Annotated in this window: 9 protein-coding genes; 4 read left to right on the top strand and 5 right to left on the bottom strand. The window is 38.5% G+C overall.

The annotated features are described in order from the left end of the window. Positions 1 to 240 precede the first annotated feature (240 nt). Positions 241 to 1353, top strand: coding sequence for a transglycosylase SLT domain-containing protein (gene yfhD, locus SOI81_RS03970; protein ID WP_239967166.1), 1113 nt, complete (start codon positions 241 to 243; stop codon positions 1351 to 1353). Between the two features lie 91 nt (positions 1354 to 1444). Here yfhD and SOI81_RS03965 read toward each other — a convergent pair whose 3' ends face one another. After that, a complete protein-coding gene (locus tag SOI81_RS03965) occupies positions 1445 to 1828 on the bottom strand; it encodes an SCP2 sterol-binding domain-containing protein (protein ID WP_016140203.1) in 384 nt (127 codons plus the stop codon). A 204-nt stretch (positions 1829 to 2032) separates the two neighbouring features. After that, positions 2033 to 2938, bottom strand: a complete 906-nt coding sequence (ttcA, locus tag SOI81_RS03960) for a tRNA 2-thiocytidine(32) synthetase TtcA (RefSeq protein ID WP_016140202.1) — start codon at positions 2936 to 2938, stop codon at positions 2033 to 2035. Positions 2939 to 3443: 505 nt separating this feature from the next. Between ttcA and SOI81_RS03955 the strand changes: the two genes are divergently transcribed. Next, the gene (locus SOI81_RS03955) at positions 3444 to 4304 is read left to right on the top strand and encodes a lytic transglycosylase domain-containing protein (protein ID WP_025470247.1); all 861 of its coding nucleotides are present in this window, start codon (positions 3444 to 3446) and stop codon (positions 4302 to 4304) included. Positions 4305 to 4562: 258 nt separating this feature from the next. Further along, the gene (htpX, locus tag SOI81_RS03950) at positions 4563 to 5468 is read left to right on the top strand and encodes a protease HtpX (protein WP_002118851.1); all 906 of its coding nucleotides are present in this window, start codon (positions 4563 to 4565) and stop codon (positions 5466 to 5468) included. 48 nt (positions 5469 to 5516) lie between these two features. Here htpX and SOI81_RS03945 read toward each other — a convergent pair whose 3' ends face one another. Together SOI81_RS03945 and mexB are read right to left on the bottom strand one after the other, a co-directional pair. Continuing rightward, positions 5517 to 6092 carry a DUF4112 domain-containing protein gene (locus SOI81_RS03945; protein WP_320541255.1) on the bottom strand — a complete coding sequence of 192 codons (576 nt, stop codon included), beginning with the start codon at positions 6090 to 6092 and terminating at the stop codon, positions 5517 to 5519. Positions 6093 to 6162: 70 nt separating this feature from the next. Next, entirely contained in the window at positions 6163 to 9258 is a 3096-nt protein-coding gene (mexB, locus tag SOI81_RS03940; protein WP_320541254.1) for a multidrug efflux RND transporter permease subunit, read from the bottom strand. Positions 9259 to 9521: 263 nt separating this feature from the next. Here mexB and glpQ point away from each other — a divergent pair, with 263 nt between their 5' ends. Continuing rightward, positions 9522 to 10664 (top strand): glycerophosphodiester phosphodiesterase, encoded by a 1143-nt coding sequence (glpQ, locus tag SOI81_RS03935; protein ID WP_320541253.1) that lies wholly within the window; start codon positions 9522 to 9524, stop codon positions 10662 to 10664. 44 nt (positions 10665 to 10708) lie between these two features. Here the strand turns inward: glpQ and SOI81_RS03930 are convergent, their stop codons facing one another. After that, complete coding sequence (locus SOI81_RS03930) at positions 10709 to 11671, bottom strand: MBL fold metallo-hydrolase (protein WP_239976030.1); 963 nt, start codon at positions 11669 to 11671, stop codon at positions 10709 to 10711. Between the last annotated feature and the right edge of the window lie 92 nt (positions 11672 to 11763).

The following is an 11763-nucleotide window of genomic DNA, read 5'->3' as shown; positions in this document are numbered from 1 at the left end:
AATTGTACAAAATTTGACATTACTTTTTTTCAATATTATGATGCGCGCAGATTAAATGTTGAGCATTTTTTAACCCACTCGAAAACTATGTAGATTTTCTACACAGTTTATTTTTTTCATTTCATGTCATTTTGAATGACGTCATGACTGCCCACCCCTTATTGAATTTATCAACTTTTAGAAGTTATGGCAGCTTATTGTCTGACTTTTAGGGCATAAATTATCTGTAGCGGAGACAACATGCACAGTAATTCAAGTTCTGGGTCGAGGCTTTGCCTTAACTCTTTATTTTCTTCTCTCCCGTTAAAAGCACTTGCACTCAGTACTATGCTTCTCCCATTTCATAGTCTTAATGCAGGTAAAACCCTACAGTACAATACTGTAGTTAACACAAACACTCTAACTGTTGTTGCGGTAGAAAGCCCGACAACCGTTTTCAAAGAAGATCAGTTTTTACATGGTTTTGGTTATGACCTAGCGCGTAACTATGCACAGAACCTAAATGTAAAGCTGGACTTTAAAATCGTGGCAGACAATGCCACTGCACTTAGATGGGTCCAGCAAGGTAAAGCAAACTTTGCAATGACTACAGCAGGTTTAAGCACAATCGAAAACAAAGGTTTGATGTCATTTTCTGCAAGTTGTGGTGACACAACAAATTTGCAAAAAAATGGTTTAAACCCAGAGTTAAGTTGGGTATTTAAACAGGCTGATGACCCACTCACCCAGACTGCCAGTGGCTTTGTATGCCAAAGTAAGCAAAATGGTGTGACCCAGCAGCTTGCTTCTTTTTATAATCGCAATGTGGTGAAACCAGAAGCATGGTCAACCATTCAACGTGACTTAAGCACACGTTTACCGATTTATAAAGCGAGCTTTAAGCAAAGTGCAGCGAAGTATGATCTAGATTGGCATTTACTTGCCGCAATTGGTTATCAAGAATCGTATTTAAAGCCTGAATCTGTTTCTCCCACAGGTGTACGTGGCTTAATGATGCTAACCAATAGCACTGCTCGAGCAATGGGTGTGAGCAATCGTAGTGATCCAACTCAGAGCATTCAAGGTGGAGCGAAGTATTACGATTTAATGTTAAGTGAATTTGATAATATTCCATTCCCTGATCGGAACTGGTACGCGCTTGTGGCCTATAACATGGGACCGGGTGCGGTAAGTCAGATTCAGAAGCGCTTGCAAGCACAAGGGAAAGACCCAAATCAGTGGGTTAATCTTTACGATTATTTGCAAAGTAATAAAATGCGAAATGGTCGATATAAGCAAGCGGTTCAATACGTGACTCGTATTCGTGCTTATCTTGAACATATTAAAACGGCGCAAACAAGAATCAATATCTAATTTTTATTATTTAAAAGTTGATAAATTCATTGTTTGTATAAATAAAAAGCTTACCTCTTTGGGTAAGCTTTTTATATGAATTCTTTTAAGTTTAAGCAGTATGCTCTAATACTTTCTTAAACAAATCTTTTTGTTCTTGGCTTGGCTTAGCTGTTTGTAGAGCCATCAATTGAGACATATCGCCTTGAACTTTAATTTTACCAGTCATGAATGCCTGCATAGCAGCAGCCATATCAAACTCTAAGAATACTTTACGTAAAGTTTCAGCATCCATATTTAAAGTTGTTTTGGCATTTGAAGACAAACCTTTTTGGATTTTACCCCCATCTAAAGCTAATTCGGTATTTCCAGCAGCATCTGTAACTACTAAATTAATTGCCAAATTCGCAAGAGCGGGTGGCAAATTAAGATCACCTGCTTCAGCAGTTAATTTTTCGACAGTCGCAAACCAATCTTCAGTTAAAAATGCAGGCATGATTCTTCCTCAAATTTATTTGTTCAATTTCTCTAGTTGCCTATCCAGACAACATCATGTGAAGCAATTCTGCTTGTGGGTTGTTATAGCATGTAATTTAAATTTTGGGCTATGACTTTTTGTACGGAACATTCATTTTTTAGTATTTTGATACATTAAAGGCACTTGATTATAAAGTGCCTTTAACATTCTTTATGCTAGCGTTTATTCAGCAGCAAAGCTTAAGTTCACTACATCTAAGCGTTTCTTAAGCTCTTCTGGATCTTTAATATCCAACTCACGCTGAGAGTCTAGAGCTTCAAAATCGAACAGCTCACGATCCGCTAACTGAGATGGAGATACGTTCTGTAACGCACCGAAAATGCTGTGTAAGCGCTTCGGATATTGTTTATCCCATTCACGTAGCATTTCATTAAGCATGGCACGCTGTAGGTTTTCCTGCGAACCACAAAGGTTACATGGAATGATTGGGAACTGACGTAACTCGGCATATTTAATAATGTCTTTTTCTTCAACATATGCCAAAGGACGAATCAAAATGTTCTTTTTATCTGAGGATAATAGCTTTGGAGGCATCGCCTTTAAGCTACCGCCATGAAATAGGTTTAAGAAGAACGTCGCGATGATATCGTCACGGTGATGACCTAAAGCCACTTTAGTTGCACCAATCTCTTGTGCAAAGCCATATAAAGAACCACGGCGTAAACGTGAACATACTGCGCAGTAGGTTTTACCTTCCGGTGTTAAACGTTTAGTTATGGTATAGGTGTCTTTTTCTAAAATGTAATATGGAATGTTGTTCTCTTCCATATAACGAGGCAAAACATCTTCAGGAAAGCCTGGTTGTTTTTGGTCAAGGTTAACCGCAACCACATCAAAATCAATCGGTGCGATACGCTTAAACTGCAACAAAATATCAAGCAAGGTATAACTGTCTTTACCACCAGACACACACACCATGACCTTATCGCCATCTTCAATCATATTGAAGTCACGAATAGCATGCCCAACTTGACGGCGAAGCTTCTTGAGCAAACGGTAATAGGCCGAGCTTGTTGGAAGTTCAGGCTTAAAATTAAATCCCTGATTGGACTCAACTGGCGCGTACATAGACGAGGTATACCCATAAATAAAAATACCGCGCAATTTTATATGATTCAGAAGAGAATCGCATCAAAAGAATAGTTTCAATTCTTGAAGTCGTCACATTGCTCATGCATGATGCAAAACACATGCTTTATTTTTGACTCAAGCGTTCAAATTTTGTGCAAAATGCTTACTTTTTGGACTTTTCCACAGTTTTCCACAAAACCTGTGGATAAAATTGTGGATTTCTTCGTACTTGACAAACTGTTTTGACCTTCTGTTAAGGGTTTTATTTAAATTGATCATTTTTTAACCAATGTTTTTTACCTTTAATAATCAACATGTTATTCAAGTCAATAGAATCATTTTAAAAAAATTTTTTAATTTTTTTTGATGAGCATTCGAACAAATAAGCTTGATTTTTTGAAAGAGTCGAAATAAAAAAAATTACACAAATCTTCTTTAAGTTGTATTTTTTGATAAACTCTTTTGCAAGTTTTGAGTACCTTAAAATTGTGAATAACATAAAATGAAAAAATCGGTTCAATTTCTTATTTCTTGTTCGCTGGGGATGACCACTTTTATGGTCGGCATAACTTCAAGTTCAGCAGGTCAAATGTATATTTACCAAGATAAAAACGGTAGTACATTGCTCACCAACCGAAAAAGCTATGATCACTCTCTAAAAAAAGTAAAAGTAACCTATTATCCAGATAGTAATATTCACAGTTATACAAACTGGGGAACGTCAGAAGCTTCTGTTCTGCCAAGTTACAACAAGAATAAAAATGCGTTCGACCATATTATTAGACAAGCTGCACAGCAACATGGTGTATCGGAAGGTTTAATTAAAGCCGTTATGCACACCGAGTCTGGATTTAATGTAAAAGCTCGTTCGCCAGTAGGTGCTCAAGGTTTAATGCAGCTTATGCCTGCGACGGCCCGTCGTTTTAATGTATCTAACGCGTATGACCCGCAACAAAATATTTTTGCCGGTGCGAAATATTTAAGCTGGTTACTCAAGCGTTTTAATGGAAATACACAAATGGCACTTGCGGCTTATAATGCAGGTGAAGGTAATGTCGACAAATATGGTGGTATTCCCCCTTTCCGCGAAACACAAGATTATGTGCGCCGTGTGACAAGCCGATATCAAAACCTATATGCATCGGGTTCAGGTTTTTCATCTTTTACGAATACTTCAGCGCAAACCGTTTCTCATTCTTCCAATTTGGTAGAAAACACAACAGCTCAAATCACTACTCAATCACCGAAATATTCATCTTCTCGTCAAATCGTGACCTTATCTGACGGTAGCTATACAGATGCACCGACAGGCACTTATGTCACCAATAATGCGACCGCAATTGCCCATATACGAATTGAATAAACAATGACGAAGAACTGTAGCTCACGGTTCTATGTAGTCAAGTTCAGATGTTTTAAATTGTAATGATCTATTACCTGATCTTTACCATTTTGACGAACTTAGCCAATTATTCTTTAAATTTAGGCACATTCTGCTAAATGAAAGAATGTATCAATTCCTTATTTTTTTCTTGAATTTTTCCCCTAAGCCCCGCATATTAGCTGCATGATTTAGAATTTGTAAATCAGATAACATTTTATTTATAAGAGGATTTTCTCAATGATGCGGATTGGTTTGTTTTTGCTTACCAACCTCGCGGTACTGGTTGTAGCTGGCATTATTTTGTCACTCTTCGGTGTCGGTAGTTACCATGGCGCGGGTGGCTTGAATCTAGGCAACCTTCTAGTGATCTGTTTTGTGTTTGGTATGGTGGGATCTTTAATCTCGCTATTCATGTCAAAATGGATGGCTAAGAAAACGACCGGTACAGAACTGATCGACCCGAATGCTCCTCGTAACCAAGCTGAAAGCTGGTTATTGCAAACAGTCGCTGAACTTTCTCAACGCGCTGGTATTAACATGCCAGAGGTTGGTATTTTTCCATCATATCAATCCAATGCCTTTGCAACAGGCTGGAACAAAAATGATGCCTTAGTTGCCGTTTCATCTGGTCTACTTGAGCGTATGAACAAAGATGAGCTACGTGCTGTGCTTGCGCACGAGATTGGTCACGTTGCGAATGGTGACATGGTTACCCTCGCACTCATCCAAGGTGTCGTGAACGCCTTTGTTATGTTCTTTGCTCGTGTAGTTGGTGACTTTATCGACCGTAACGTTTTTGGTCGTCAAGATGATGAAGCCCCTGGTATGGGTTACTTCATTATTACCATGGTATTGGATATCGTCTTTGGTATTCTCGCTTCTGCCATTGTGATGTGGTTCTCTCGTTATCGTGAATACCGTGCTGATGAAGCAGGTGCACGTTTAGCAGGTAAACAAGCAATGATTTCTGCATTATTACGTCTACAAGCTGAGACTGAAATGCCAGATCAAATGCCAAAAGAAATGAAAGCTTTCGCAATTGCGGAAGGTAAAGAACAAGGTTTTAGCTTAGCTGCTTTGTTCCAAACCCACCCAACAATTGAACAACGTGTGGCAGCTTTACATCAATTAGATTGCCCATAAAACGTTTAATGTAAAAATAAAGCCTCCAACTGGAGGCTTTATTTTTTATTACATGGCTTGATAGAGACCCCATAGGTAACTTGCGCCCCACCAAACAGCTATACCAATTAAAAGCAGTACAAACGCACCAAGCAAATCTGGGATATGCAGCCATAACCAACTCACCACTGGATTACGCCAGAAAGCTGAATTCTGCTGCTTTTTTTCAAGTTTTTCATGTAAGTATGGATGAATGACATGAATATCACTTTGGATCTTATATTCTTCGCGTATATGCGTATGAACCACATCTAATGCTTTTCGACTCGGTCGTATAAAAATATCGAAAATAGTCCCGGCAACTGGAACAAAACCCACTACAGCATCTACAACAGCGAGTTTGATAACTGGCGTTAGCTTATGTTGAGGTACACCAATTTGTTTAGCTTTATAAATCGCATAACAGGTCAATACGAAACCAGCAACATCACCGGCAATTGGAATCGTGCTCAGTGCAGCATCGGCACCAATGCCCTGCTTTGTAAAAGGAATACGAACCGCGCTGTCCATCATGGTCGCGAACTTGGCCAGGTCTCGTTCTAGTGCGATGACCTGTTGCTCTGTTAATTTTTTTTCTTGAGGCATCTAAATCAAATATATGAAGAGAAGTTAATCTTAATATACTTGATTTAATACCTCTTTTTAAATTATTTACTTAACGAGCAGCTTTCGATCTAAACAATGAACGCAATAACACGTACATGACTGGAATAAAAAACAGAACCAGTACGGTACCGAACATAACGCCACCTAAAATACTAATACCGATTTCTTGACGGCTTACAGCCCCTGCCCCTTGTGCAAAGACCAAAGGAATCACACCTGCACCAAAAGCCAAAGAAGTCATTAAAATCGGTCTTAAACGTAAGCTTGCGCCTTCTAAAGCGGCTTGAATTGCAGTCTTACCTTTTTCTTGAGCTAAGGCTGCAAACTCAACAATTAAAATTGCGTTTTTACATGACAAGCCAATCGTGGTTAATAGTGCAATTTGGAAATACACATCATTGGGTAGACCAAAAATATAAGAGAAGATGACGCTTCCCCCTACACCAAGCGGAATAGATGTCATCACGGCGGCAGGAATGCTTAAGCTTTCATAGAGTGCGGCTAAGCATAAGAAGATAAAGCCTGCCGAAATTAAATATAACCAGACGGCCTGATTTGTCGACTTCTGTTCTTCAAAAGATAAACCTGTCCATGCCAAGCCAACGTCTTTTTGCTGATTTACGAGTTGTTCAACATCTTTCATTGCCTGACCCGAACTGCTGCCACTCGCCACATCGGCTTGTAACTGCAAGGCACTATAACCCATATAACGTTTTACAATTTCAGGAGCGCCGCCCCAACTAAAGTTAGCAAATGAGCTAAAAGGTACCATTTCATTTTGGTTATTACGTACAGACCAATTATATAAATCTTCTGGTTTTGATCTGAACTGGGCATCACCTTGAATCATGACACGCTTAATACGACCACGGTCAATAAAGTCATTTACATATGTTCCACCCCATGCACTCGACAAAGTGCTGTTAATTGCAGGTAGCTCTAATCCATTTGCTAATGCTTGTTTCTGATCAATCTTAATATTAAGGTTTGCTTTACTGTTAGTCGATTGCTTATCAAAGTTTTCAAAACTTGAATAGCTTTTACTCTGCGTTTGCAACTGACGGAAGGTATTATCTAGAAAATCTTGCCCTTGCCCATTCAAATCTTGAATCCATAAATCCAGACCATCGGTTTGGCCTAAACCATTAACTGAAGCGGGTAATGTCACATTAATTTGTGCATTATTGAATTGACTAAAATATTTCATCGCACGCTTTTGTATCGCGTCAGCCGAATTTTCTTTACCTGTACGTACATCCCAAGGTTTTAAAGCGATAAATCCTTGTGCCAAGTTCTGCCCTGTACCAGAATAATTTCGACCATAGCGGATCAAAACCAAATCCACATTCTTATCTTCTTGGGTTAAGAAGTATTGACGGACTTGTTCTCCAATTTTTTGACTTTGCGAGATTGGCGCACTATCAACAAGCTTAATTTGAACGCTTAAAATGCCTTGGTCTTCTTTAGGAATAAATCCACTTTTTAAACCGCTATAAAACAGCATAAACACAGCAATCAAAGCCACAAAAATGACCACAACCGATTTACTGTAGCGAATGCTCGTTTGGACGATTTTTATATATTGATTTTTAAGTTGATCAATTTTTTGGTTAAACCAAACCGCCCAACGCATAGGCTCTGGATTAGGCTTTAAAATTAAAGCGCATAACGCAGGTGTAAGCACTAAGGCAACGACGAGCGATAACGCCATAGCGGCGACTAAAGTAATAGAAAACTGGCGATAAATCACGCCAATTGAGCCACCTAAAAACGACATTGGAATAAAAACGGCAGTTAAAACCAATGTAATCCCAATTAAAGCTCCACTAATTTCTCCCATCGACTCAATGGCTGCTTCTTTTGGGGTTAAATGCTGTTCATGCATGAGCCGCTCAACATTTTCGACCACCACAATCGCATCATCGACTAATAAACCAATAGCGAGTACCAATGCAAATAACGTTAAAGTGTTAATACTAAAACCGAGCACATATAAAACAGCAAAAGTTCCTAAAATCACAACAGGAACGGTAATGCTCGGAATGAGTGTAGCGCGCCAGCTTTGTAAGAACAGGAACATCACCAAAATAACTAAAATAATGGCTTCAATAAGTGTCTTTACGACTTCCTTAATTGACTCTTGAACAAACGGCGTATTATCTCGTGGGTAAACAATTTTATAGCCGGCAGGTAGTTTAGTTGTAAGCTGATCTAGAGTTTGATGGATGAGTTTAGAAGTCTGAATCGCATTCGCGCCCGAAGATAGCGAAATACCTAAACCAGCGGCGGGATAGCCATTAATGGTGTTAAAAGACTGATAATTTTCTGCACCCAACTCGACTCTAGCAATATCCTTTAAATAGACATAACTTGCTGTTTGATTAGCTTTCACCACAATATTTTTAAAATCTTCGACTGTTTTTAGTCGAGAACCTGCGGTGACTTTAGTATTTAAATATTGTCCATCAATAACAGGTAAATCACCGATTGCACCTGCGGCAACTTGTGTATTTTGAGCGGTGATTGCACTGGCAACATCACTTGGTATTAAATTATATTGTTTTAATTTCTCTGGATTTAGCCAGATTCGCATTGCATATTGCGAACCAAAAACATCAGATTCACCCACCCCTTCAATACGGTTTAGGTTATCGACCACATGTGTAGTTAAGTAGTCCGATAGCTCGATATTTCCCGATTTACCAGACGAGTCATATAAACCTATCACCATAAAAGTATCACCGAGTGACTTACTCACCGTCACCCCTTGGCGTTGTACTTCATCGGGTAAACGTCTTATGACACCACTAATACTATTTTGGACTTGGACCTGTGCTGTATCTGGATTGGTTCCATTATCAAAACTAATGGTAATTCGACTACGTCCCGATGAATCACTGGTAGAGCTGAAATAAAGTAAGTGATCAATACCTTGTATTTGCTGCTCTAAAATCTGAGTAACACTTTGCTCAACCGTTTGTGCATCTGCCCCACTATAACTTGCCGATACTGTAATTTTAGGAGGGGCAATATCAGGATAGCGCTCTACGGGTAAATTCAGCACCGAGAAAATACCAAATGCCATAACAATAATTGCTAGAACACTGGCAAAAATAGGGCGCTGAATAAAAAATTTAGATAGCATGGCTGCTCAGAATTAAGTCGTCAATTAACAGGTGGCAATGCCAAATTTGGCCTTTTGATCATCAACGAGCGATATAAAAAAGACAAGTAGAATTAACACAATAAATGCAATTAGAACAAAAACAAAGCAAGAACTGGCATTTCCTACAAACCCATAAAGAAGGTTTTAACAAGTGTCACTGAAAATTCATGAATTCTTCATGATCACGTCAAGTTCAATGAGCAGACTAAATGCGTTTCGACTAAAACAATATGAGTAGAATTATGTTTAAAAAAGCACTTTTATGCTTAAGTTTAATTAGCTTGGTGGGTTGTAATGACGACGATAAAACTGAAAATTCACCGACCACACCTGAATATCAACTTCCTAAAATCTTGGTGGTAGGCCACCGTGGCGCGAGCGCTTTACGTCCTGAGCACACATTAGCTTCATATCAAAAAGCTATTGATGATGGTGCAGATTTTATTGAACCAGATTTAGTGTCTACACAAGACGGCGTATTGGTTACTCGTCATGAAAATGAGATTGGTGGAACAACCAATGTAAGTACTTTAACTCAGTTTGCAGACCGTAAAAAAACAAAAAATATTGATGGTAAAGACCTAACAGGTTGGTTTACAGAAGACTTCACATTAAGTGAATTACAGCAACTTAAAGCGCGTGAACGTATTCCAGAGTTCCGACCTGCAAACACAGCCTATAACGACCTTTACCCGGTCCCGACTCTAGAACAAGTGATTGAGCTGGCTGAAGCAAATTACAAGAAAACGGGCAAAATTATTGGCTTATATATTGAAACTAAACATCCGACTTACTTTAAAAACCAGAAATTGGCAATGGAAGATACCCTTCTTAAAACCTTAGCCAAATATGAATATACACGTGATATTGCACCTGTTTATTTACAGTCTTTTGAAGTGAGTAATTTAAAATATTTAAAAGATCAGCTCGACCTTCATAAGACACTTAAACATGCACAAATCATTCAATTATATGATGCTAAAACCTCTCAACCAGCCGACTTCGTTGAAGCTGGCGAAACTAAAACTTATGCTGATTTAGCCACAGCACAAGGCTTAAAAAACGTAGCTAAATACGCAAACGGTGTAGGACCAAGTAAAGGCTATATCCTTAACTTTAATGATAATGGTTCAGTTCAGACGACTTCATTTATTTCTGATGCACATACGGCTGGCTTAAAAGTGCATCCTTATACTTTCCGTCCAGAAAACAACTTTTTACCAAAGCCTTTAAAATGCAGTCAAGATAAGCCAGCTGAGCGCTGCCCATCTGGTGCTTTAAAAGAATTTGAAGCCTATTTCAAAGCGGGTGTTGATGGTGTCTTTACAGATGACCCAGCACTTGGCCGTGAAGCAGTCATTAACTTTGAAAAAGCCAAAAAATAAATAACGTTATGAAGAAAAGACAGGGCAATAAATGCCCTGTTTTTTTATTTCTCTACGACATTGTCAAAATAAAGTGGGATCCACTGATATTGCTCAGCATTTACTTTATAAACATGACCAATGCCCGGAAACGGTAAATGAGGCGCTGCAACCCATTGCTGCTTATTTGAAATTTCAGCAAACATTTTTAAACGTGTATTAATCGCCTGCTCAGAATTCACATCGAAATCAACTCCTGTTTTTGGAGCATCAAACTGTAAAGAATGTGAGTGTACGATGTCTCCAACAAAAATGATTTGCTGATCATTACTTTTTAAGCGGAAGCTATGGTGACCTGGTGTATGACCACGCGTATCAATCACCTCAAAACCTTGAATAACATCGCCGTCTTTAAATGTCTTAAATGCTTTTTTTGCTTGATATGGAGCAAGAGCAGTTTTTACATTTTTAACCGTGCCCAAATAACTTTCTTTTTTGTCTGCTGGTACTGTTTTTTCAGAAGCAGGATTTAACCAATAATCAGCTTCACGCTCATGGGCATATACAGTTGCGTTAGGAAATACAGCTTTTCCATTTTGAGTAATACCGCACACATGGTCTGGGTGTAAATGAGTAAGTAAAACAGTTTTTACATTAGCAAGTTTATAACCTGCCAATTCAATATTTTTTGCAATCGAACCCAGTTGCGGTCCAAAACAACTTGCTGCCCCACTGTCTACAAGTGTTAAGCTTTTGCCGTCATCAACTAAAAATGCATTTACCGAAGTCTGAATCCCTTTCTCATTAACAGCAGCATATTTAGTTAAAATTTTAGTTTTTTGTGCCTGATTTAAATTTTTAAATAATTCAGGATTTAAGTAAATCGTACCATCAAGCAAAGAAGTTACACGGTAGTTGCCAAATTGATGGTGATAATATCCCGGCACTTGTGTGGTTGTACTTGGCTCAGCATAACTTGTATGTATGCTTCCAATTGCAAGGCCCAAAGCGACACATAATTTTTTCATCTCTTCTTCTCTATCAAGTTATAAAGTCGAAATCTTTAAAAAAGATTTAATAATTTTTTAAGACCCAAATTATATAATGCATGAAAAGTGTC

The organism is Acinetobacter pittii (assembly GCF_034067285.1).
GTDB classification, from domain to species: Bacteria; Pseudomonadota; Gammaproteobacteria; order Pseudomonadales; family Moraxellaceae; genus Acinetobacter; species Acinetobacter pittii_E.
This window is presented reverse-complemented; position numbering and strand designations above follow the sequence as displayed.

Coding starts and splice junctions, on each gene's coding strand:
- SOI81_RS03955 (WP_025470247.1), top strand. CDS start 3,444: ATGAAAAAATCGGTTCAATTTCTTATTTCTTGTTCGCTGGGGATGACC.
- SOI81_RS03965 (WP_016140203.1), bottom strand. CDS start 1,828: ATGCCTGCATTTTTAACTGAAGATTGGTTTGCGACTGTCGAAAAATTA.
- mexB (WP_320541254.1), bottom strand. CDS start 9,258: ATGCTATCTAAATTTTTTATTCAGCGCCCTATTTTTGCCAGTGTTCTA.
- glpQ (WP_320541253.1), top strand. CDS start 9,522: ATGTTTAAAAAAGCACTTTTATGCTTAAGTTTAATTAGCTTGGTGGGT.
- ttcA (WP_016140202.1), bottom strand. CDS start 2,938: ATGTACGCGCCAGTTGAGTCCAATCAGGGATTTAATTTTAAGCCTGAA.
- yfhD (WP_239967166.1), top strand. CDS start 241: ATGCACAGTAATTCAAGTTCTGGGTCGAGGCTTTGCCTTAACTCTTTA.
- SOI81_RS03930 (WP_239976030.1), bottom strand. CDS start 11,671: ATGAAAAAATTATGTGTCGCTTTGGGCCTTGCAATTGGAAGCATACAT.
- htpX (WP_002118851.1), top strand. CDS start 4,563: ATGATGCGGATTGGTTTGTTTTTGCTTACCAACCTCGCGGTACTGGTT.
- SOI81_RS03945 (WP_320541255.1), bottom strand. CDS start 6,092: ATGCCTCAAGAAAAAAAATTAACAGAGCAACAGGTCATCGCACTAGAA.